At 70.3% G+C, this 21,581-nt stretch carries 17 protein-coding genes; 8 read left to right on the forward strand and 9 right to left on the reverse strand.

Annotated elements, in window-relative coordinates; genetic code table 11:
• Positions 1-298 precede the first annotated feature (298 nt).
• Positions 299-1,171 (forward strand): PP2C family protein-serine/threonine phosphatase, encoded by an 873-nt coding sequence (locus tag FPZ41_RS23715; protein WP_152865740.1) that lies wholly within the window; start codon positions 299-301, stop codon positions 1,169-1,171.
• Between the two features lie 71 nt (positions 1,172-1,242).
• On the opposite strand, the gene FPZ41_RS23720 is transcribed toward FPZ41_RS23715, so the two are convergent.
• Positions 1,243-1,875 carry an MBL fold metallo-hydrolase gene (locus tag FPZ41_RS23720; RefSeq protein ID WP_322620631.1) on the reverse strand — a complete coding sequence of 211 codons (633 nt, stop codon included), beginning with the start codon at positions 1,873-1,875 and terminating at the stop codon, positions 1,243-1,245.
• Positions 1,872-2,960 (reverse strand): S-(hydroxymethyl)mycothiol dehydrogenase, encoded by a 1,089-nt coding sequence (locus FPZ41_RS23725; RefSeq protein WP_152865742.1) that lies wholly within the window; start codon positions 2,958-2,960, stop codon positions 1,872-1,874. The genes FPZ41_RS23720 and FPZ41_RS23725 overlap by 4 nt, the downstream gene beginning before the upstream one ends.
• 200 nt (positions 2,961-3,160) lie before the next feature.
• Between FPZ41_RS23725 and FPZ41_RS23730 the strand changes: the two genes are divergently transcribed.
• A complete protein-coding gene (locus FPZ41_RS23730) occupies positions 3,161-4,915 on the forward strand; it encodes an ABC transporter ATP-binding protein (protein WP_322620632.1) in 1,755 nt (584 codons plus the stop codon).
• A gap of 150 nt (positions 4,916-5,065) precedes the next feature.
• Positions 5,066-6,301 carry a glycosyltransferase gene (locus FPZ41_RS23735; RefSeq protein ID WP_152865775.1) on the forward strand — a complete coding sequence of 412 codons (1,236 nt, stop codon included), beginning with the start codon at positions 5,066-5,068 and terminating at the stop codon, positions 6,299-6,301.
• Positions 6,302-6,331: 30 nt separating this feature from the next.
• Here the strand turns inward: FPZ41_RS23735 and FPZ41_RS23740 are convergent, their stop codons facing one another.
• Entirely contained in the window at positions 6,332-7,012 is a 681-nt protein-coding gene (locus tag FPZ41_RS23740; RefSeq protein ID WP_322620633.1) for a TetR/AcrR family transcriptional regulator, read from the reverse strand.
• 194 nt (positions 7,013-7,206) lie between these two features.
• Here FPZ41_RS23740 and FPZ41_RS23745 point away from each other — a divergent pair, with 194 nt between their 5' ends.
• A complete protein-coding gene (locus FPZ41_RS23745) occupies positions 7,207-8,472 on the forward strand; it encodes a YncE family protein (RefSeq protein WP_152865746.1) in 1,266 nt (421 codons plus the stop codon).
• A 21-nt stretch (positions 8,473-8,493) separates the two neighbouring features.
• Here FPZ41_RS23745 and FPZ41_RS23750 read toward each other — a convergent pair whose 3' ends face one another.
• Entirely contained in the window at positions 8,494-10,359 is a 1,866-nt protein-coding gene (locus FPZ41_RS23750) for a cellulase family glycosylhydrolase (protein WP_152865748.1), read from the reverse strand.
• A 119-nt stretch (positions 10,360-10,478) separates the two neighbouring features.
• Positions 10,479-12,458, reverse strand: coding sequence for an elongation factor G (locus tag FPZ41_RS23755; RefSeq protein ID WP_152865750.1), 1,980 nt, complete (start codon positions 12,456-12,458; stop codon positions 10,479-10,481).
• A gap of 357 nt (positions 12,459-12,815) precedes the next feature.
• Between FPZ41_RS23755 and FPZ41_RS23760 the strand changes: the two genes are divergently transcribed.
• The 4 genes from FPZ41_RS23760 (at position 12,816) to FPZ41_RS23775 (ending at position 17,196) form a co-directional block, all read left to right on the forward strand.
• On the forward strand, positions 12,816-14,240 hold the full coding sequence (locus tag FPZ41_RS23760; RefSeq protein ID WP_152865776.1) for a family 43 glycosylhydrolase: 1,425 nt from the start codon (positions 12,816-12,818) through the stop codon (positions 14,238-14,240).
• Between the two features lie 34 nt (positions 14,241-14,274).
• The gene (locus tag FPZ41_RS23765; RefSeq protein ID WP_152865752.1) at positions 14,275-15,681 is read left to right on the forward strand and encodes a glycoside hydrolase family 43 protein; all 1,407 of its coding nucleotides are present in this window, start codon (positions 14,275-14,277) and stop codon (positions 15,679-15,681) included.
• Positions 15,682-15,735: 54 nt separating this feature from the next.
• Complete coding sequence (locus tag FPZ41_RS23770) at positions 15,736-16,038, forward strand: hypothetical protein (protein WP_152865754.1); 303 nt, start codon at positions 15,736-15,738, stop codon at positions 16,036-16,038.
• A gap of 111 nt (positions 16,039-16,149) precedes the next feature.
• Positions 16,150-17,196 (forward strand): PP2C family protein-serine/threonine phosphatase, encoded by a 1,047-nt coding sequence (locus tag FPZ41_RS23775; RefSeq protein WP_152865756.1) that lies wholly within the window; start codon positions 16,150-16,152, stop codon positions 17,194-17,196.
• Positions 17,197-17,356: 160 nt separating this feature from the next.
• Here FPZ41_RS23775 and FPZ41_RS23780 read toward each other — a convergent pair whose 3' ends face one another.
• From FPZ41_RS23780 to FPZ41_RS23795, 4 genes are all read right to left on the reverse strand, one after another.
• Positions 17,357-18,637, reverse strand: a complete 1,281-nt coding sequence (locus tag FPZ41_RS23780) for an MFS transporter (RefSeq protein ID WP_152865758.1) — start codon at positions 18,635-18,637, stop codon at positions 17,357-17,359.
• A gap of 203 nt (positions 18,638-18,840) precedes the next feature.
• On the reverse strand, positions 18,841-19,674 hold the full coding sequence (locus FPZ41_RS23785) for a hypothetical protein (RefSeq protein ID WP_152865760.1): 834 nt from the start codon (positions 19,672-19,674) through the stop codon (positions 18,841-18,843).
• Positions 19,671-20,717, reverse strand: a complete 1,047-nt coding sequence (locus FPZ41_RS23790; protein WP_152865762.1) for a Gfo/Idh/MocA family protein — start codon at positions 20,715-20,717, stop codon at positions 19,671-19,673. The genes FPZ41_RS23785 and FPZ41_RS23790 overlap by 4 nt, the downstream gene beginning before the upstream one ends.
• Positions 20,714-21,577 (reverse strand): sugar phosphate isomerase/epimerase family protein, encoded by an 864-nt coding sequence (locus tag FPZ41_RS23795; protein ID WP_152865764.1) that lies wholly within the window; start codon positions 21,575-21,577, stop codon positions 20,714-20,716. The genes FPZ41_RS23790 and FPZ41_RS23795 overlap by 4 nt, the downstream gene beginning before the upstream one ends.
• Positions 21,578-21,581 lie beyond the last annotated feature (4 nt).

A 21,581-nucleotide genomic window follows, 5' to 3' on the forward strand; every position in this document is an offset into this window, starting at 1 on the left:
CCCGCGCGTCGCCCCCGCGACCACTGCGACCTTGCCTTCCAATGGCCCTGCCATGTCCGACCTCCCGTGCCTCTGAACCGCCACTCTGACGAACACCGGCTCCGGAAACCGGTGTCTCTTCGAGGGTGTCGCGGAAACCGGACATCTTCTGTCGGGTTTCCCGACGACGACTTCGGAGTTTCCCGATGACGTCGAAATTTCCTGGCGGCTTCGGAGTTTCCTGGCGCCATGCCGGTGATCGGGGAATCTCGCACCAGCGGTCCGGAGAACTCCGCGGCTCTGCCAGGATGCGTGACCGATGAGCGAGAGTGCGGACTGTGTCGAGTGCGGTGGAACGGTCGCCCCGGACGGGCGCTGCTGGGACTGCGGTGCCGCCCAGCCGGGGTTCCGGGCGCATATGGAGATCACGGCGGAGGGCGGTGCGGAGGGCGGTGCGGCAGGCGGTGCGGCGGGCGTCAGCGACCGGGGCCTGCGGCGGGGCGTCAATGCGGACGCGATGGCGCTGGTCGCGACCGGGGCGTGGACGGTGGGAGTTGTCTGTGACGGGGTGACTCTGTCTCCCAGGTCCGAGCGAGCCGCCCGGGTGGCTGCCGACGTGGGGATCAACTTCCTTGTCGAGCAGCTGAGTTCGGGTGTGCTGCCTGAGGTCGCGCTGGTCGGGGCCGCGGTGCGTGCGCATCGAGCGGTCGCGGCCCTCGCGGGGGTCGCCGGTGCGGCTACGGACCGCCGAGACGTCATGGCCGCTGTCGCACCGGCCTGTACCTATGCCGCCGGCGTCGTCGGACCGGACGGCATCTGGAGTGCCTCCGTCGGCGACAGCCGCGCCTACTGGCTGCCGGACGAGGGTCCCGGGGCGGCGCTCACCGAGGACGACACAGGCGGCCTCGAAGCCCTGACCGCGTGGCTGGGCGCCGACGCGGACGAGCCGGTGCCGCACGTGCGGAGCTATCGGCCGCCGTGTCCCGGCCGGCTTCTGCTGTGCACGGACGGGCTGTGGCGGTGCCTGCCCGACGCGGAGGGGCTGAGGGCGGTGGTCCGGCGCGCGGGGTCGGGCGGCGAGGGCCCGCAGGTCGAGGCGCGGGCCCTCGTCGGGTACGCCCTGGAGGCCGGCGGGCACGACAACGTCACGGCCCTCCTGCTGCCGGTCGCGTCGAGCGTGACGGCCGGGTGAGACGGATGTCCCGGCCGAATGAGACGGGCGCCCGGGGCCGGGTCGTACGGCTCGGCTCGTACGCGGGTCGGTCAGTGCCCGCGGGCGATCCACTCCTCGAGGTGGGGTGCCTCGGCGCCGATCGTCGTGGACTCGCCGTGTCCGGTACGGACGACCGTGTCGGGCGGGAGCGCGAGCAGCCGGTCACGGATCGAGTCGATGATCGTCGGGAAGTGGGAGTACGAACGCCCGGTGGCGCCCGGACCGCCCTGGAAAAGGGTGTCACCGGTGAAGACGGTGCCCAGGCCGGGGTCGTGGAGGCAGACCGCGCCCGGGGCGTGGCCCGGGGTGTGCAGGACGGTGAGCTCGGTGCCGGCCACCTCGATGACATGGCCGTCGGCCAGCCGGTTGTCAGGGAGGCGGTCGGGGTGGGTCTGCTTCCACAGCGGCAGGTCGTCGGGGTGGAGCCAGATCTTGGCGCCGGTGCGCTCGGCCAGGGCGGGCGCGGCGTCGATGTGGTCGTTGTGGGCGTGGGTGCACACGATGGCCAGCAGCCGCCGGTCCCCCAACGCCTCGGCGATGGCGTCCGCGTCGTGGGCGGCGTCGATGACGATCGCCTCGCGGTCGTCGCCGACGATCCACACGTTGTTGTCGACGTCCCACGTGCCGCCGTCGAGCGTGAACTGGCCGGACGTGACGAGGTGTTCGATGCGCGCGTCGGTCACAGCGTCACCACCGAACGCAGGACGTCACCGGCGTGCATCCGCTCGAACGCCTTCTCCACCTCGTCGAGCTGGATGGTCTCCGTCACGAACGCCTCCAGGTCCAGTCGGCCCTGGAGGTACAGGCTGATCAGCATCGGGAAGTCGCGGTCCGGCAGGCAGTCGCCGTACCAGGACGACTTCAGGGCTCCGCCGCGGCCGAAGACGTCCAGCAGCGGCAGCTCCAGCTTCATCTCCGGCGTCGGCACGCCGACCAGGACGACTGTGCCGGCCAGGTCGCGGGCGTAGAACGCCTGCTGGTACGTCTCCGGGCGGCCGACCGCCTCGATGACGACATCGGCGCCGAAGCCGCCGGTCAGCTCCCGGATGGCCTCGACGGGGTCGGTCTCGCGGGAGTTGACGGTGTGCGTGGCGCCGATGCTCTTGGCGGTGGTCAGTTTCCGGTCGTCGATGTCGACGGCGATGATCTTCTCGGCGCCGGCCAGCCGGGACCCGGCGATGGCCGCGTCGCCGACGCCGCCGCAGCCGATGACGGCGACGCTGTCACCCCGGCCCACGTTGCCGGTGTTGATGGCGGCGCCGATGCCGGCCATCACGCCGCAGCCGAGCAGTCCGGCCACGGCCGGGGAGGCGGCCGGGTCGACCTTGGTGCACTGTCCGGCCGCGACGAGCGTCTTCTCGGCGAAGGCGCCGATGCCCAGGGCAGGGGAGAGTTCCTGGCCGGTCGAGGCGAGGGTCATCTTCTGCTCGGCGTTGTGCGTGGCGAAGCAGTACCAGGGCCGTCCGCGCCGGCACGCCCGGCAGTTGCCGCACACGGCACGCCAGTTGAGGATCACGAAGTCTCCGGGCGCGACATCGGTGACGCCCTCGCCGACCGACTCCACGACGCCGGCCGCCTCGTGGCCGAGCAGGAAGGGGAAGTCGTCGTTGATGCCGCCCTGCTTGTAGTGCAGGTCGGTGTGACACACGCCGCACGCCTGCACCTTCACCACGGCCTCGCCCGGTCCGGGATCCGGTACGAGGATCGTCTCGATCCGCACCGGCTCGTTCTTGCCCGGTGCGATCACCCCGCGTACTTCCTGCGCCATGGTGGGCCCTTCCGTCGGTCGGTAGTTCGCTACCGACCCTACGTGTGACTCATCGGTAGGGATGTGGATCACTGGCGGAGGGCCAGGAATGGGGGCTGGAGAGGCCCCGAGGAGACGGCCCCGTTCACAAAACCACTTCGGCCGCGCCCCGTGCCCCACGTAGCCTGAACGCTCCGCCCCACTCCCTCGCGAGGAGCGACGTGAGCGCACAGGAGACAGAGACCGAGCAGCAGCCCGCGTGGCGGCTGCTGCTCGGGTACATACGACCGCACCGGTGGACGCTGCTGCTGGGCGCGCTGCTGGCACTGGCCACGGGCGCCAGCGGGCTCGCGCTGCCGCTGGTGGCACGGGAGTTGATCGACGACCTGTCGCACGACCGGCCCATCACCTGGGCGCTGCTCCTCATGTCGGGACTGGTGATCGCCAACGCGGCCATCGGCGCGCTGGGGGCGTACGTACTGCGGCGCACCGCCGAGTCCGTGGTGCTCGGGGCGCGGCGCACCCTGTCGTCGTATCTGCTGCGGCTGCGGATAGCCGCCGTGGACCGGAGTGAGCCGGGCGATCTCATGGCCCGCATCACCTCGGACACCACGCTGCTGCGCGAGGTCACGACTGACTCGCTGGTGGGCCTCGGCACCGGCGGGCTCACCCTCGTCGCGACCGTCGTACTGATGGGCCTGGTCGACCCGGTGCTGCTGGCCGTCACCGTCGGTGTGATCCTGGTCGCGGGCACCGTGCTCGGCGTGATCGTGCCGCGCATCAACCGCGCCAGCCGTGAGGCGCAGAACGCGGTCGGCGCGATGGGCGCCTCCCTGGAGCGGATTCTCGGCTCACTGCGCACCATCAAGGCGTCCGGTGCCGAGCACCGCGAGGAGCAGAGGATCCACGAGGCGGCCGAGGAGTCGTGGCGGCAGAGCGTGCGGGCCGCCAAGTGGTCGGCGGCGGCGGGCAACACGGCCGGGCTGTCGATGCAGATCGCCTTCATCACGGTGCTCGCGGTGGGCGGCGGCCGGGTCGCGACGGGCGCGATCGACGTGGGCACCCTGGTCGCGTTCCTGCTGTTCGTCTTCTATCTGATGTCGCCGATCCAGGAGGTCGTCGGCGCCCTCACCCAGTACCAGACCGGGGCGGCCGCGCTCGCCCGCATCCAGGAGGCGCAGCGGCTGCCCGCCGAACCGGCCTCCCGGCCCGCGCCGTTGCCCTCCCCCGGCGCCGAGCCCGCCGCGCTCGCCTTCGAGGACGTCCGCTTCCGGTACGCCGAGGACCTGCCGTACGTCCACCACGGTGTGACCTTCGCGGTGCCGGCACAGGGCATGACCGCGTTCGTGGGTCCGTCCGGCGCGGGCAAGACGACGGTGTTCTCCCTCATCGAGCGGTTCTACGACCCCGAGGCGGGCGTCATCACGCTCGACGGCCGTGATGTCACCGACTGGGAGCTGCCCCGCCTGCGGTCCGCGATCGGTTATGTGGAGCAGGACGCGCCCGTGCTGTCGGGTTCGCTGCGGGACAACCTGCTGCTGGGCAACCCGGAGGCGGACGAGGCCGAGCTCACGCGTGTACTGAAGACGACGCGTCTGGACGGACTGGTCGCGAAGCTGCCTCAGGGGCTGGAGACCCTTGTCGGGCACCGCGGCACCAAGCTCTCCGGCGGTGAGCGCCAGCGCGTCGCCATCGCCCGCGCGCTGCTGCGCCGCCCGCGTCTGCTGCTCCTCGACGAGGCGACCTCTCAGCTCGACGCGGTCAACGAGGCGGCGCTGCGGGACACGGTCGCCGATGTCGCCCGGACGACCACGGTCCTGGTCGTCGCGCACCGGCTGTCCACGGTGACGATGGCCGACCGTATCGTCGTCATGGACGCGGGCCGGGTACGGGCGGTCGGCACCCACCGGGAACTCGTGACCGCCGACCCGCTGTACGCCGAACTGGCCGCCACCCAGTTCCTCGCCACCGCCTGAACCGACGGGACGCCAGCTCTTCGCTCATGTCCCGAAGCTCATGTCCCGACCCCTTTCGGAAACCCGAAGCACTCTTTCGGACGTGCCGCCCGTCGACCCGGACACGGTCACGCGTACGCCGCCATACTGACCGGTGTGCGGATAGCGATCATGACGGCCGGTTCACGGGGTGACGTGGCCCCGTACACCGGGCTGGGGCACGGGCTGGCGCGGGCCGGACACGACGTCACCCTGGTGACGCACGGGCGTTTCGAGCCGCTGGTGGAGGGGTCGGGGGTGCGGTTCCACGCGCTGCCCGTCGATCCGCGGGCCGCGTTGGAGTCGGAGCGCGGACGCGGGCTGCACCACAGCACCACGGGTGCCGGAAAGCTGGTCCGCGTGGTGGAGATGGCCCGCAGACTCGCCGGACAGATGGCCGACGACGTCCTGGCCGCCGCCCGCGCCAGTGACGTCCTGCTGCTGTCCGGAGCCCTGGTGCCGCTCGGGCACACCGTCGCCGAGGGGCTGTCGCTGCCGAGCATGGGTGTGTACCTGCAACCACTGGCCCCGACCAGGGAGTTCGCCCCGCCGATGACCGGCACCCGCTCCTGGGGCCCGGTGCTGAACCGGACGGCCGGGCATGGCGTGACCCTGGCCGTGGAGCGGGTCTTCGCCGAGACGGTACGGGATCTGCGGGCCCGGCTCGCTCTGCCCCGGGCCGGTCTCGGGGCCGTCCGCAAGGCCCATGAACGGCGGGGCTGGCCCGTGCTGCACGGTTTCAGCCCGCTGGTGGTGTCCCGGCCCCGCGACTGGCGGGCCGGGCTGGACGTCGTCGGCTACTGGTGGCCGTACGACCGGGAGAGTCAACTGCCGCCGGAGCTACGGGACTTCCTGGACGCCGGACCTCCCCCGGTCTTCGTGGGCCTGGGCAGCGCCACCGTGCCCGACGCCGAGCGGCTGAGCGGTCAGGTCGTACGGGCGCTGCGGGCGGCCGGGCTGCGCGGGGTGATCCAGCGGGGCTGGGGCGAACTGCGCGGTCACGGTGACGACATGCTCACCATCGGCGAGGTGCCCCACTCGCTGCTGTTCCCGCACATGGCGGCGGTGGTCCATCACGGGGGCGCGGGCACGACAGCGGCGGGCCTGCGCGCGGGCGTGCCGGCGGTGCCCGTGCCGATCCAGTTCGACGAGGGCTTCTGGGCCGCCCGGCTCGTGGCGCTCGGAGTGGCGCCCCGGGCCGTGCCGCTGCGGGGCCTCACGGCCGGGGTCCTGGCCGCGGCGCTGCGGGAGGCGACGGCCGACTCCTCGTACGGGCGGCGGGCACGGAACCTCGCCGAGCGCGTTCGCGGCGAAGACGCGGTGGCGCCGGTTCTCGCAGCGGTGCAGCGCGTCGCCGGCTCCGCCTGACCGCCAGGCGCCGGTGGGTTCGGCCGTGTGTCAGGGCCCGGAGTCGGCGCGCCCGTCGCGCACCTCCCACCCGGGCGGCCGGAGTATCCCCAGGAGCAGCCGCACGAGTTCCTCGACCACCTCGTCGAGGCTCGCGTTCACCCAGCCCGCCTGCCAGTCGTGCAGCAGGCCGTTGACGCTGCCGATGAAGGCGGCGGCCGCGATGCGGTAGTCCCGCTGGGTCGCCTCGCCCCGTTCGGCCGCCGCGGCCGCCTCCGCGCAGATGAAGTCGACCCAGCGGGCGCGGCGCTCCAGTCGCTGGCGCTCCAGTCGCGGGCTGACACCGTTGATCTCGATGAAGGTGATGCGCAGCCGGCGCGGGTCACCGGTGACGTTGGCGGCGTACGCGCGGAAGGCCGCCGTGGCGCGCACGGTGATCGACTGCTCCTCCGCGGCGGCGAGCCCGGCCAGCGCGGCCTCCTCCGCCCAGTCGTTGACCTGGAGGTGGAGCGCGGCCAGGACGTCCTCCAGGGTGCGGAACTCCTCGTAGAACTGACGGGTCGACAGGCCCGCCGCCTCGCTCAGCCCCGCCACGGTCGTGCCACGGAACCCCGGGCTGTCGCCGAAGAGCTGGAGAGCGGCGTCGAGGAAGCGGTGACGTCTCTCTGCCTGGCGCTCCTCGGCGGACCTGCCCCCGTAACGACCGGTCGGCTGTTTGAGCCTGCCCGCCACCCCGTTCCCCTCTCCTGCGCGACGGCCATCGGATCCGGTTCGGCCGTCGCTCAATTTTGTCGTGTCCGCGGTCTTGTGTTGACGCCCCCCCTTCCTTACTTTCCAGTAAGTTCACTCTGAACGGTGGCGTGTTCAGACTCCGCGCCACCAAGAGCCGCCTTGCCGTACCCCCCACCGAGCAGGAGGAACGACCCATGCCCGCCTCCGGAACGCGTCGTATGAGAACCCGTCACCTGTGCGCGGTCGCCGCCGCCCTCGCCCTGACCGCGGGAGCCACGGCATCCGCGTCGGCCGCCCCGGCCGCCTCCGCCGATCTCCGGGAGGTGATGTTCGTGGGCAACAACTGGGACGGCACCGCCGACGTCATCAAGTCCTCGGGCGACTTCGCCAAGATCGGCCGGATCAACGTGATCCCGGACAAGGACGAGCGGATGGCGGAGATCAACGCCGATCCGATCAAGTGGATCGCCTTCATGACCATCCGCAACAGCGTGGGCGAGGGCCACGACCAGTTCGTCGACGACATGTACTCCACGCCCGACGGCACGTCGATGGTGGTCTCCCGCCCGAGCTTCGCCGACGTGGTCTCGATCGACGTGGCCTCGGGCGACATCAACTGGCGCTTCCCGGTGTCGGGTTTCCGCGCCGACCACATGGCGGTCTCCCCCGACGGAAAGCGGGTCGCCGTCTCGGCCTCCACCTCCAACACCGTGCACGTGCTGGACATCAACACGGGCAAGCAGGTGGGTTCGTTCGGCACGGGCGACAAGCCGCACGAGAACATCTTCACCAGCGACGGCAAGTACATCTGGACCATGTCGATCGGAGACGTGACCACCGCGCTCGACGAGCCCTGGCTGGACTGGACGAAGGGCGACCGCAAGATCACGGTCGTCGACGCGGCCACCTTCAAGCAGGTCAAGGTCATCGACATGCGGGAGCGGCTCGACGCGATCGGCCTCACCGACTACTCCGACGCGGTCCGCCCGGCCACGTTCAGCCCGGACGAGTCGAAGCTGTACTTCCAGGTGTCGTTCTTCAACGGCTTCTTCGAGTACGACATCGCCACGGACAAGATCACCCGTACCAAGGAGCTGCCGAAGAACCCGGCGACCAGCACGGACCGCACCACCTGGGTCAACGACTCACGCCACCACGGCATATCGATGAAGCCCGACGGCAAGAAGCTGTGCGTCGCGGGCACGATGGACGACTACGCGGTCGTCGTCGACCGAGCCACCCTCCAGGAGGGCCCGCTCGTCACCGCCTCCAAGCCGTACTGGGCGACCGTCAGCGGTGACGGCAAGTCCTGTGTGATCTCCGAGAGCGGCTCCGACCAGGTCACGGCGATCGACTTCGCCACCGGTAAGAAGACCGTGTCCGTGGCGGTCGGCGACCACCCCCAGCGTGTCCGTCTGGCACACGTGCCTGCCAACTGGACGGGGCCGGCCGCCGACTGATCCACCTTCGCCTTCAGCGGCCTACTGGGTGAACTCCGAGGCCGCCCACGACGACAGCTCCGTCCGTGCCGCGCTCAGCAGCGACGCGGACGGGGCTGTCGCGCCGTTGGTGACCAGGGCGTAGTGCAGCGTGCCCGAGTCGGCGGCGGTGAGCAGCAGCCGGCGGCTGCCGGTGCCGCCGGGCTCGGCCGCGGTGGCGATCGGAGTGGTGCGGGTGTACGCGGGCGGGCTCGCCGTCGTGCCGAGGTCGGAGACCACGGTGGTCGACGCGTTCGGGAAGGACGCCGGGAGGTGCAGTTCCGTCGGCTCGGAGCTGCCGTCGGAGCGCCACACCAGCAGCGCGTACTGGCCCGAGCCCACGAGTTGCCTGACGTTCGGCAGGGAGCTCGGCACCGGGTTCCAGGTCAGTGTCGTGGAGCCGTCGCGTGACCGGTCCTCGTAGGTGAACGCGACCGAGCGGCCCGCGGTGGCGCTCGGGTAGACGCGGTCCAGCAGCCGTGCGTCCTGGCGCAGCACGGCCTTGCCCGCGTCGTCGAGGCGTACCGCGGACAGGTCCTCGCCGTTCCAGGCGTCGCCCTCGGTCTGCACCTTGTCCGGGTTGTCGTTCATCAGCTCGCGGTGGCGGCCGTTGTAGATGTCCCACTGCCACTGGGAGCCGGACAGGACGGGGCCGGAGCCCGCCGGGTCCGACCACCAGTTCGCTCCCTTCACCCGGGAGTCGAGCGCCTGGTACATCGCCTTGTAGACGGTCGGCGCCTTGTCGGAGACGGATCCGGTGAGCGGGTGCCCGAACTCGCTGATGATCCCGGTCGTCCCGGCGGCGGAGGCCCGGTCGCGCACCGTACCGAAGTCGCCGGCGTACTGGCCGTCCTCCGCCTTGCCCCACATGAAGACGCCGGAGATCGCCTTCTGGTCGTAGAAGTGGGTGTTGAAGACGAACCGCGGGCCCATCGTGCCCGCGTCGAGCAGTCCGCCCTCCTGCTTCTGGAAGTCGAGGTTGGCGTTCCAGAAGAGGTTCGGCTCGACGAAGGCCGGCTTGGTCTGCCAACCCGCCGCGTCCATACGGGCGCGGAACTTGACGTAGAACGGCCACAGGACGTCCTTCTCCCACGCCCGGCTGGTCTGGCCCGAGTCGTAGGTGCCCGCGTGCGGCTCGTTCCACGGGTCGAAGCCGACGACACCCGCGAACTGGGTCGCCGTGAGGTTCTGCTTCACGTACGCCATGGTCTTCTGGGCGGTGTCGAGGAAGGCGTCCTGGAGGCCGTACTCGTTGTGCCAGAAGTCGTACGTCGCCTGCTTCACGGCCTCGTTCGAGGTGATGTTCTGACCCCAGAACGGGCAGATGCCGCAGTACTCGTCGGGATAGTCGCCGAGGTCGACCGCCCACTTGGGGGCGCCGTCGCCGGTGTACCAGCTGTCCGGGTCGAACAGCCACCGGGAGTAGAGGTCCTGGTGGAAGTCGGGGTACACACGGATGCCCGCGTCCAGGAACGCGCGCATCTGGTCGGTCGCGGCGGACAGGTAGGCCGTGTCCACCTGGCCGCGCACGGGCTCCGCGTACGCCCAGGAGAGCAGGAAGCGGACCGAGTTGCCACCGCCGAGCGCCCTCAGCGCGGTCGCGGACTTCCTGGCGTCCGCGACCGAGGCGAAGGGCAGGCCGTTGTTCTCCTTCAGTTTCGTCTCGCCGGAGACGTTGTAGCCGCGCAGGACGACCTCGCGGCCGAGACCGTCGGTGAAGCGGCCGTTCTCGACGGTGAGGGTGGCCGCGGCCGGGGCGTCGAACCAGAGTTCGTCGGGGAGAGCGGTGGCGGGCTGGGAGCCCGCCGTGGTCAGGAAGCCGGTGACGAGGACGAGGACACCGAGCCAACGCGTACGCAGTCTTGACATGGCCACCACATTCGACATGTTCACTACCGTCGCAACGACCACGCGAGGCGTCAATAGTACCTGACTCTTGAGTAAGTACTGTATTACTCAAGCGAGTTGCTCTCCGTCGCCCCACCCGGTCAGGTAACGACCCGCCTGCTCAGGTTCAGCAGGTACTCCCTCCGGTCGAGCGGGTTGTGGTCGGTACGAGGCCGCTCCGGTACGACACCGGGAGCGACGGGGGCGTAGTGGTCGAAGACGGACTCCAGCTCTCCCTCACCGCGAGTGAGCCCCGGCAGCCGCTGCTCCAGCCGGTGCACCTGCGCCGCCGGCACCCATCCCTCCAGCACGGTCACCGGGCCACGCGTGTTGGTGGACCGCGGTACGGCGCGCAGCTTCGCCAGCACGGGCAGGATCGCGCCGAGCGTGTCCGCCGGGACGTCCAGCCGGAAGCGGTGCAGCGGCTCGTACACACGGGTACCGGCCCGCAGCAGCGCGGCCGTCAGCACCAGCGGCGTCACCCCGCGGAAGTCCGCGCCCGTGCTCGACATGCTCTTGTCGAACCTCTGGTGGGCGTGGCTCTGCCGGGGCGAGTACCCGGAGTGCGTCATGGTGACCGTGCAGTCGGGGATCTGCCAGCCGTGGATGCCCTGGGTCAGCGTCTCCCGCACGGTGTCCTCGACGGCCTTGAAGAACGCGTACGGCATCGACCCGAGTTCGACCTCCAGCCGGAACTCGACGCCGGAGCCGACGGGCGCCGGATCGACGCGCAGTCCGACCGTCGCGAGAAAGGGATTCCCGTCCTTCTTGTTGAACTCGACGCCCGCACCGCTGCCGGTCAGCCGCTCGACGCAGAGGGGCGTGGTCTCTCGGAAGGTGACGTCGAGGCCGAACGCGTCGGCCAGGGTGGCCTGGATGACCTCCTTCTGCACTTCGCCGTAGAGCGACACGGAGATCTCCTGGCGGATTCCGTCGTGCCGCAGATTGATCAGCGGGTCCTGTTCGGCGAGTTGGGTGAGGGCGGTGTGCAGGGCGCCCTTGTCGCGGGATCGCACGGGCACGACGACCGTTTCGAGGGTCGGTGGCGCGAAGTGGTGCTCGTCGGCTCCCTTCCGGGGTACGCCGACGGCGTCCCCGATCCGGACGTCGGCAAGCCCCCGCAGTCGCGCGATCCGCCCCGCCGCCACGGCCGCCGCCCGGACGGCCGAGCCACGCTCGAAGACGTCGATCGCGGTGACCTTGCTCTCCGGCTCACCGTCCCGGAACGTGAGGCGGTCCCGCGTCCGCAGGGCGCCGGAGAACATCCGTACGTAGGCGATCTTCTCCCCCGCCGCCCCGCGCTCGACCTTGAAGACGGTGCCGGAGAGCGGCCCGTCCGCGTCGCCCTCGGCACACGGCAGCAACTGGCGGACGCCCGCGATGAGTTCGCCGATGCCCGCGCCCGTGACGGCCGAGCCGAAGAACACCGGGTGGACCAGGGCCCGCCCGGTCTGCGCGGCCAGCTCGGTGCGCAGGCGGTCGTACGGGACGGTCGCCTCGTCGTCGACGTACGCGGCGAGCAGTCCGTCGTCGTGCTCGGCGAGCCGTTCAAGGAGCCGGGGCGGGTGGCCGTCGTACGGCGTGAAGCGAGCGACTCGGGACCCTGCCTCGTCCGCCTCGCCCATGGGGACGATCGCCGGGGTCAGCCGTGCGGAGATGTTCCGAAGGACTTCCTCGGGGCGCGCTCCACGGCGGTCGATCTTGTTGACGAAGATCAGCGTGGGGATGCGCAGCCGCTGCAACGTCCGCATCAGGACGCGGGTCTGCGCCTGGACGCCCTCGACGGCCGAGACGACGAGCACGGCGCCGTCGAGCACGCCGAGCACCCGCTCCACCTCGGCGATGAAATCCGGATGGCCGGGCGTGTCGATCAGATTGACCGTCACATCGTCGATCTCGAAGGAGACGACGGCGGACTTGATGGTGATACCGCGCTGCTGTTCCAGCGCGAGGGAATCGGTCTGAGTGCTCCCGTCATCGACGCTGCCGATCTCGTCGATGACTCCGACGGCGTGCAGCAGCCGTTCGGTGAGGCTGGTCTTACCTGCGTCGATGTGCGCGAGAATTCCCAGGTTGAGCATGTGCACCGAGCGTCATGTCCTTTGAAGTGAGTGTGGTTTCTTCCCGGGTGGACATGAACGCAGGACGCATAGCGGCTCCTCACTCTCTGGGATCGCCAGGATCTCTGGGATCTCCGGGACCTCTGGGGTCTCGTCCCGTGCAGTGGATCAGAGCGCTTCGCGTGGCCGCAACGGATTAACACTCAACGTTGTTACGTGAAACCCCTGTGACGGAAGCGTTGACGTGGTCATGCGCAGGTCCTATCTTCTGGCCGAGCTTACGAACCACGTTCGAAATACCGGCAGTTGTCGGTGAACTCTGCCCCCCACAGGGAGAAGCCCGTGAGACCTGCGCTCACCCGTCGAACGGTCCTCGGCATGATCGCCGGTTCGGCCGCCGCCACCGCCGTCACCGGTGTCTCGGCCGGTACGGCCCGCGCCGCCGTCCCCGCCTCACCCGGAGTGACGTACAGGAACTCCATCGCCGAGCAGCGGGCCGATCCGCACATCTGGAAGCACACCGACGGCTACTACTACTTCACGGCCACGGTGCCCGCGTACGACCGGATCGTGCTGCGCCGCGCCACCACGATCCAGGGCCTCTCCTCGGCCACCGAGACCACCATCTGGACCAAGCACGCGACCGGTGAGATGGGCGCCCACATCTGGGCCCCGGAGATCCACTTCATCGACGGCAAGTGGTATGTCTACTTCGCCGCGGGCGCCACGAACGACGTCTGGAAGATCCGGCCGTACGTGCTGGAGTGCACCGCCGCCAACCCGCTCACCGGTGCCTGGACCGAGAAGGGCCGTATCGCGCTGCCGCTCGACACCTTCTCCCTGGACGCGACGACGTTCGTCGTGAACGGGTCCCGCTACCTGTGCTGGGCGCAGAACGACCCGGCCGTCGGCAGCGGCACCAACCTCTACCTGGCGAAGCTGTCGAACCCCTGGACCATCACGGGCACTCCGGTCAGGATCAGCACGCCGACCGCCTCGTGGGAGACCATCGGCCACCGGGTCAACGAGGGCCCGGCCGTGATCCAGCGGAACGGCAAGGTCTTCATGACCTTCTCGGCGAGCGCCACCGACGCCAACTACTGCATGGGCCTGCTGACGGCGTCCGCCTCCGCCGACCTGCTGAACGCCTCGTCGTGGACCAAGACCACCGGCCCGGTCTTCGCGAGCAACGCCGCCACCAGTCAGTACGGTCCCGGGCACAACTCGTTCACGGTGTCCGAGGACGGCAAGTCGGACGTCCTCGTCTACCACGACCGCGGTTACAAGGACATCAGCGGCGACCCGCTCAACGACCCCAACCGCCGTACCCGCGTCCAGAAGCTGTACTGGAAGGCCGACGGCACGCCCGACTTCGGCATCCCGGTCGCCGACGGCCTCACGCCGGTCCGGCTGTCGTCGTACAACTTCCCCGACCGGTTCATCCGGCACTGGGAGTACCGTGCCAGGGTCGAGGCGAGCGTCTCCCCGCTGGCCGACTCGCAGTTCCGCGTGGTCACCGGTCTCGCCGGCAGCGGCACCGTCTCAATGGAGTCGGCGAACTTCCCCGGCTACTACCTGCGGCACAAGAACTTCGAGGTGTGGGTGGAGAAGGACGACGGGACGGCCCAGTTCCGCGGCGACGCCTCGTTCACCGCGCGGGCCGGCCTCGCGGACTCCGCCGGCGTCTCGTACGAGTCGTCCAACTACCCGGGCCGCTACATCCGCCACTACGACTACCTGCTGGGCGTCCAGGCCCTGAGCACGGCCACCGACCGGGCCGACGCCACCTTCTACACACAGTGAGCCGGGCACAAGCCGCACCGAGGAGAGCCGCGACATGACCACCGCCGACCGCGACAGACCCGACCGTCCCTTCACGCCGTCCCGCCGCACCCTGCTGCGCGCCATGGCCGCGCTGCCCGCCTCGGGGCTCGTCCTGGGTGAACTGCCGGGCATGCACGGCACCGCCCTGGCCGCCGCGCCACCGAACGGGTCCGCCACCCGCTACACGATCGTGCCGTTCCTCAACAGCGACGACGGCACCGTGAACGTCTACCAGTCCGACGACGCGACCGACTTCCACCTCGTCCAGTCCTCCGCGTACACGCCGCCCACCAACCGCATCCGCGACGCCGGCATCTTCAAGCACACGGACGGCTACTACTACATCACCTACACCACGCACACCTGGCAGGACCCCAGCACGACGATCGGCTTCGCGCGCAGCTCCAACCGGGTCAACTGGACGTTCCTGTACGACTACACGGTCCCGATCGCGAACCTCTCGCGGGCGTGGGCGCCCGAGTGGTTCGTCGACAGCGACGGCAGTGTGAACGTCATCGTGTCGTGCTCGACCACGAACGACGAGTGGATCTTCACCCCCTACCGCCTGCGGGCCACCAACTCCTCACTCACCGCATGGAGTTCGCCGATCGCCCTGTCCGGGATCGGCGCCAACCACATCGATACGTTCATCGTGCGGATCGGCTCGACGTACCACGCGTTCCCGAAGAACGAGACGACGAAGTACATCGAGTACGCCACCGCCTCCAGCCTGAGCGGCCCGTACACGATCCACAGGACGGGCAACTGGGCGGGCTGGGGCGGCACCCGTGAGGGGCCGGCGCTGATCCAGCTCGACAACGGCGGCTGGCGGATCTTCTTCGACGGCTACGGTGACGGCAGTTACTACTACAGCGACAGCTACGACACATTCGCCACCTGGACGGCGCCGAAGAAGCTGCCGGGGATCTCGGGCACGGCCCGACACTTCACGGTGATCAGGGAAACGGTGTCGGGCGGCCCGAGCCTGCCCACCGGGGTCACCCGCTCCTTCCGTTCCGCCAACTTCTCCACCCGCTACTGGCAGGAGCAGTCGTCCCTGCTCAATCTGCCCGTGGTGAGCTCCTCCAGCTCCGCGGCGGAGAGGCAGGCGTCGACGTTCACGGTGGTGCCGGGTCTCGCCGACTCGAACGGCTTCTCGTTCCGGAACGCGGCCGGCAACTATCTGCGGCACTGGGACTTCCGGGCCCGCTTCGACCCGAACGACGGCTCGTCGGTGTTCGCCAAGGACGCCACGTACATCGCCCGGACGGGCACGACCTCCGGTTCCATCCGCTTCGAGTCGTACAACTACCCGGGCCACTACCTGCGGCACTACAACTACGAGCTGCGGGTGGCCCCGTCGGACGGCACGGACATCTTCCGCCAGGACAGTTCGTTCGTGCCCGTGACGGCGCTCTGACCTGCGCCACCCGCGGGCGAGTCACCTCTGCCCCCTTCAGAGATACTTTTCCTCATGCTGATCGCAATCGCTGCCGTGGGCGTCACGGTCTTCTGCCTCACGCTCTGGTGCTCGCTCACGGTTGCCCGGATGCGGGACCTTCCCGTATGGCGCAGATACCTCCCCCTGTCCTTCTTCCTGATCGCGCTCGCCGCCAGTCTCCTGCGCGCCTTCGACATCCCTCAGATGGCCAACGCCATCGCCTTCCCTCTCAACCTCGCGGCCATCGTCATGTCGCTGCGTGAGATCCGCACTCGACAGAGCGGAAACCGAGACACGGGACAGAAACACTCACGAGGTGTCCCTCTCGTGCGGTAAGGGGAGAAATGCGTCTATGACGATGGAGCCGACTCCGTGGTAGGCCTGAAAGGCTCCGCCGCCTGGTTTCGTGGGGCCGCGGCCAGTGCGTTGACGCGAGGGGAGTCCGAAATGCCGGTGAAGAACGGTCGTCCGACAGTGCTGTCGGTGCTGCCCTTCGCCATGATGGCCTTGGTCACCGCTGTCGACATCGGCACCGGCCCTGGGGTGGGCTTTCTGCCGCTGGTGTCGCTGGGGCCCGCCTTCGCCCCGCTCGTGGGCGGCTGGCGGCGCACCGCCTGCATCGGCGTGATCGCCCTGCTGCTGTGTGCCGGACTCGGGTGGTACAACGACCTGCTCGACGCACGGCGCGGCTACATGACCTTCGCCTCCGTCGTAGGCGTCACCGCGGCCGGACTTGTCGCCGTGTCCATGCGCCAGAAACGAGAGGTCGAACTCGCCAACGTCCGCTCGATCGCCGAAGCAGCCCAGCGGGTCCTGCTCAAACCGGTTCCGCGGCTGGCCGGGCAGATCCGCGCGGCCGTCTCGTACATGTCCGCCGTCGCCGAGGCACGCATCGGCGGCGACCTGTACGAGGTCGTCGCCTCACCCCACGGCGTACGGGTCATGGTGGGCGACGTACAGGGCAAGGGGCTGGAGGCGGTGGAGACCGCTGCCGTGGTGCTGGGAGCCTTCCGCGAAGCCGCCCCGGAAGAAGCCGACTTGGCCGCTGTGGGGCGCAGGCTGGAGCGGTCCATAGAGCGGCAGATCGAGGGGGAGAAGTTCGTCACCGCCGTCCTCGCCGAGGTGAGGGCCGAGGAGGTCACCTTTCTCAACTTCGGCCATCCAGCGCCCCTGTTGGTCCGCGCCGACGGTTCGGTCACCTGGCCCGAACCGACCGTCTACGCACTGCCGCTCGGCCTGCACGCGCACGGTACGGCGCCGCCGGAGGCGTACCGCACCGACTTCCGCCCCGGCGACCAACTCCTCCTCTACACCGACGGAGTCACCGAGGCACGCGACGCCGACGGCCGCTTCTATCCCTTGGCCGAGCGCGCCCACCTCCTGAAGGAAGACGACGCCGAGGCCGCACTGGAAGCCGTGCGCCAGGACCTTCTGCTGCACGTGAACGGCCCCCTGCACGACGACGCCGCCATGCTGCTGCTCCGCTACCGCTGACGGTGGCTCGGATGGCCGGAGTGGGTCAAAACGCTGCACGCCGCATCAGCGACGATCACAGGAGCTCTTGCCTGAGACCAGGAGCGTGGCGCGAATTCCTCGTATCCGGCCGGTGCGGTCCTTGCGGGCCGCACCGGCTCGTTTCATCGCGTCCGGCTGCTCATCGCACACCGCGGATCGGGGCCGTGGCCAGTGCGCCGAGCAGGGCGAAAACGGTTCCCGCCACGAACGCGGCCGGGTAGTTCCGGTCTCCGCCGCCGATGGAGAGGAACAGCGGGGCGATCAGCGGGGCGAGCGACTGCGGCAGGGAGTTGGCGATCTGGAACACGCCGAGGTCCTTCGCCGCGTTGTCGGGGTTGGGCAGGACTCGGGCGACCAGCGCCATGTCCACGGCCAGATAGGTGCCCATGCCGAGGCCGACGACGGTGCCGCCCACGAGGAAGTGGGCGTACGACGCGGACAGGCCGATGATCAGCAGTCCCACTCCCATGACCGCGGCCGAGACGCCGACGAAGATCTTGCGGCGCTGGAGGCGGTCCGACAGGCGTCCACCGAGAATCGCCGTGAACAGACCTCCGGCGGTCGCGGCGAGGGTGCCGTAGAAGATGAGGTCGGGGGCCTCGGCGTCGCTGTAGCCGAGGTGGTCGGTGATCACGTAGGCCTGGAAGGTGAGGAAGAACGCGTAACCGATGTAGAGCAGGAAGCGCCCGGCCCAGGCCCAGCCGAAGTCCCGGTGGGCGAAGGGGTTGACCCACAGACTGCGTGCGAGGTCGGTGAGACGGAAGGGGGCGAGACGGCTCGGGTCGGCGGGGCGGTCGGGCATGACGGCCACCAGGATGCCGATCATGATGATGCCGAAGAGGGCCGGCAGCAGGAGCATCGGCGCGACTCCGGAGCCGGCGAGAGCGACCAGGCCGGTGCCGATGAGGGTGCCGACCTTCGAGGTGAAGCCGACCATGCCGGAGACCCGGCCGCGTTGTTCCTCGGGCACGTTGTCGGGCAGCAGTGCGTTGAGCGCGGCCTGGGAGGCGTTGAATCCCATCTGGGCGATGCCCCATCCGACGGCGACGAGCGTCACGTTGCCTGCCAGCGCGATAACGGCCAGGCCTGCGGTGCCGGCGAGTACGCCGCCCGCGAGCCAGGGCCTGCGGCGCCCGAATCGGCTGGTGGTGCGATCGGAGAGGTTGCCCCAGATCGGAGTGGTGATCATCGACAGCAGAGCGCCGATGCTGAGGACGGCGCTCAGGCTGCCGGCCTTGGTCTCCGGGGCGATCTGGCTGATCTTCAGGGAGATCGACACCGTGACGGGCGTCAGGAGCGCGGCCCACAGGCCGAGCTGGCCCAGCATGTAGGCGGCGATGAATCGCCGGCTGACCGGTGCCGACGGCGTGCCGGCGGGGGCGCTGGTCGCCTCCGCGGGGGAAGACAGGGGTGTGGTCACGAGGACCTCCAGGGTAGCTACGCATCAGCGTCGGTGATGATGGCGTCACACCTGTGGGGCTGCGGGGACGTCCGCAGAGGCGTGGGCGCTCACCCGGCGGGTGAGCGGGAACGGGGGCACGTCCGGTTCGCGGAGTGCGTCGATACGGGGGGCGGCGCCGACAGGCGGTGTCACGGGCGCCGGGAGGGCGTCGCCCCCGGGCGTCAGGCGGAGAGCGCCTCGACGGGGAAGAGGGCCAGGTCGGCCGCGAGGTGGTGCAGGGTGCTGGGGGCGGCGGTGCCGGAGGTCGCGGCGGCGTGGGTGTGCCGCCACGCCGCCCGGTGTGCGGTCTCGTACCGCGTCGGGAGCAGGTGCTCGCCGTCCGCGTCGATGCGTACGACGGTCGCCGGGCGGGCACTGGAGGGGGCGGCGAAGTCCAGCCGCCACTGTTCGCCGGCCCCGCGCAGCACGAGGCGGGTATCGGTGGTGCCGATGCCGGAGCGGCAACCGCTGAAGCTCACCGGAACGCTCCCGCACTGGGCCGAGCCGCCGTGGCCGCGCGCGTCCAGGCGGGTGACCCGCAGCGAGTCGAGTGCGCCCGCCGTGGCGCGCACCAGCGCCAGCTGATCGAGAAAGGCGTGCGCGGGGGGGACGTCCGCTGCGGTGAACACCTCGATCAGCGCCGCCTGCGCCGCGGCCGCTCGGAGAGCCGGGACGACATCCGTGGTCGCGGGATGCAGGGCCCACGGGGTGTCGACGACGACCGGTACCTGCGCGGCGTCGGCCAGTGCGGCGAGTTCCTTCACCGTCTCGGGGGGCGCCGGCGTCGGCCGGCTCAGCAGGACGGCGCGTGGCCGCAGAGCCAGGGCCCTGTGCAGCCGGCCGGTCCACGCGGGTCCGCCGATGGCCCGGATGTCCACGTCGCAGGTGTCGTCGGCGCGCAGCCACTCGGGGAGCGACGCGAGCGTGCCGTGCGTGAACGGGGTGTCCAGTGCCTTGTCGAGCGCCACGGTGAGCGGCCGGGAAGCGGGTGTCGTGGGGGGCGTGCCGGGGGTCATGTCGCCACTCCTTGCTGTCGCAGTACGGTGCCCGCGAGAGCGGCCAGACCGGTGGCGTATCGCAGGTCGGCGACCAGTTCGCCGGGGGTGTGGCGAGGGGGCGCCGTGCCGTCGGCGAGGTCGGCCAGGTGGAGCCACTCGGCGTCGTAGCCGTTGTGCTGGTAGGGGCCGAAACGCAGGGTGCGGTCCGGAGTGCGCACGGTCGCCTCGGCGGATCCGGCGCGCACGTAGGACGGAGTGAAGTCCAGACGCAGTTCGCTGTGGGCGCCCCAGACCTCGAAGGTCCACTCGGGGCGCCAGGCGGTGCCGATGTGGCCGATGAGTTCCGCGGTGCGTCCGTCGGGGCCGTGCAGGGTGACGCGGTAGCCGAAGGGGCGCAGCAGCAGCGCGGTGTCGACGGCCTCGACGTGCGGGAGGAAGCGGCGGACGAGGGGGAGGTTGTGAATGGCGAGGCCGAGCAGCGAGCCGCTGATCGCCGCGGCCCGGGCCGCGGGATCACTGAGGTCGCGCTGTGGCGGCGGCTGCGGCAGGGAGTGCAGTTGTGTGGCGAGAGCCTCGTAGCGGGCGTTCGGCGGCAGTTGGATGACCGAGCGGATGTGGCGCGCGGTGTCCGGGAGGTCGCCCCAGTGTTCCTCGGCGGCCAGATGGGCCGGGTCGTACGTGTGCATCGCGCCGACGATCACCGGTACCCCGGTTTCCACTGACGCTTCGGCTATCCGTTCGGCGTCCGCGGTGGTCGTCGCGAACGGCTTCTCGACAAGGACGGCCTTCTTCCCCGCGCGGGCGCACGCCACGGCCTGCTCCGCGTGGAAGGCGTGGGGGCTGCAGATGGCAACCACATCGACACCGTCATCGGCGAGCAGTTCCTCCACCGACGACGAGTGCCGGGCGCCGCAGCGGGCCGCTACCGCTGCGGCGGTGCCCGGGTCGACGTCCATGACATGGGCGATGTGCAGGCGGTCGGACAGGCCCGCCAGGTGAGGCAGGTGGATGGCCTGGGTGACGGGGCCGGCTCCGATGAAGCCCACTCCGAGGGTGCTCATCGGGCATCCTCCGCGACGGCCAGGTGGTCGGTGACCCAGCGCCGCGACAGCAGCGCACTGCCCTTGGCGTCGCCGCCCTGGTCGGGGACGTCGACCTCGACGACGAGCCAGCCCTCGTAGCCGGGCGGCAGGCAGTCGAGGACTCCGGTGAGGTCGACATCGCCCAGGCCGGGCTCTGTCCACACGTGCCGATCGTAGGTCGCCTCCGCGTAGTCGCCTTCGGTGACCCGGGCGGCGGCGGTGTGCACGTCCTTGATGTGAACGGCGCCGACCCGGTCGGCGTACGCCGTGACGAGCTCGACAGGGTCGGCGCCCGCCCAGTGCAGGTGACCGGTGTCGGGGCCGAAGGCGAGCAGGGCGGGTTCGATCGCGTCGAGGACCGTTCGGATCTCCTGCTCGGTCTCGATCCAGGTGCCGACATGGGGGTGCAGGCAGGGGCGCAGCCCCTCCGCGGTGATCGCCTCACAGGCCCGGCCGAGGTGCTCGATGACGGTGGCGAGCCGGCCGGCATCGAAAGCGTGGCCGACTGCGGGGTGTGCCCGTCGCTCCGGGGCGAAGAACGGGGCGATGAAGACTTCGGTGAGGCCGAGTTGTGCCTGCTGCGCGGCATGAACGCGGGCCTGTTCCACGGCCGGCTCCTCGAAGCCGGCGCTGAAATAACCGGGCGCGGCCCGCAGTCCGTGGTCGTCGAGAAGGGCGTGGAACTCCTTGACCGTGGTGCCGGCCGGGATGTCGGCCTGCACGGCGTCGAAGCCCGCTTCCCGGACTTCCCGGTAGACGGTGGGCAGGATGTCCCGGCTGAGCAGGATGCCGTCCGGCGAGAGGTACCACGGCAGCGGGTTGATGCCAATGGGGGGCATGTGC

Source organism: Streptomyces acidicola (assembly GCF_009377235.1).
In the GTDB taxonomy this organism is placed as follows: Bacteria; Actinomycetota; Actinomycetes; order Streptomycetales; family Streptomycetaceae; genus Streptomyces; species Streptomyces acidicola.

Bases quoted from the DNA above. Each gene is read 5' to 3' on its own strand.
- FPZ41_RS23735 (WP_152865775.1), top strand. From the start codon at position 5,066: ATGACGGCCGGTTCACGGGGTGACGTGGCCCCGTACACCGGGCTGGGG.
- FPZ41_RS23725 (WP_152865742.1), bottom strand. From the start codon at position 2,960: ATGGCGCAGGAAGTACGCGGGGTGATCGCACCGGGCAAGAACGAGCCG.
- FPZ41_RS23755 (WP_152865750.1), bottom strand. From the start codon at position 12,458: ATGCTCAACCTGGGAATTCTCGCGCACATCGACGCAGGTAAGACCAGC.
- FPZ41_RS23745 (WP_152865746.1), top strand. From the start codon at position 7,207: ATGCCCGCCTCCGGAACGCGTCGTATGAGAACCCGTCACCTGTGCGCG.
- FPZ41_RS23795 (WP_152865764.1), bottom strand. From the start codon at position 21,577: ATGCCCCCCATTGGCATCAACCCGCTGCCGTGGTACCTCTCGCCGGAC.
- FPZ41_RS23770 (WP_152865754.1), top strand. From the start codon at position 15,736: ATGCTGATCGCAATCGCTGCCGTGGGCGTCACGGTCTTCTGCCTCACG.
- FPZ41_RS23790 (WP_152865762.1), bottom strand. From the start codon at position 20,717: ATGAGCACCCTCGGAGTGGGCTTCATCGGAGCCGGCCCCGTCACCCAG.
- FPZ41_RS23760 (WP_152865776.1), top strand. From the start codon at position 12,816: ATGATCGCCGGTTCGGCCGCCGCCACCGCCGTCACCGGTGTCTCGGCC.
- FPZ41_RS23765 (WP_152865752.1), top strand. From the start codon at position 14,275: ATGACCACCGCCGACCGCGACAGACCCGACCGTCCCTTCACGCCGTCC.
- FPZ41_RS23785 (WP_152865760.1), bottom strand. From the start codon at position 19,674: ATGACCCCCGGCACGCCCCCCACGACACCCGCTTCCCGGCCGCTCACC.
- FPZ41_RS23715 (WP_152865740.1), top strand. From the start codon at position 299: ATGAGCGAGAGTGCGGACTGTGTCGAGTGCGGTGGAACGGTCGCCCCG.
- FPZ41_RS23750 (WP_152865748.1), bottom strand. From the start codon at position 10,359: ATGTCAAGACTGCGTACGCGTTGGCTCGGTGTCCTCGTCCTCGTCACC.
- FPZ41_RS23775 (WP_152865756.1), top strand. From the start codon at position 16,150: ATGCCGGTGAAGAACGGTCGTCCGACAGTGCTGTCGGTGCTGCCCTTC.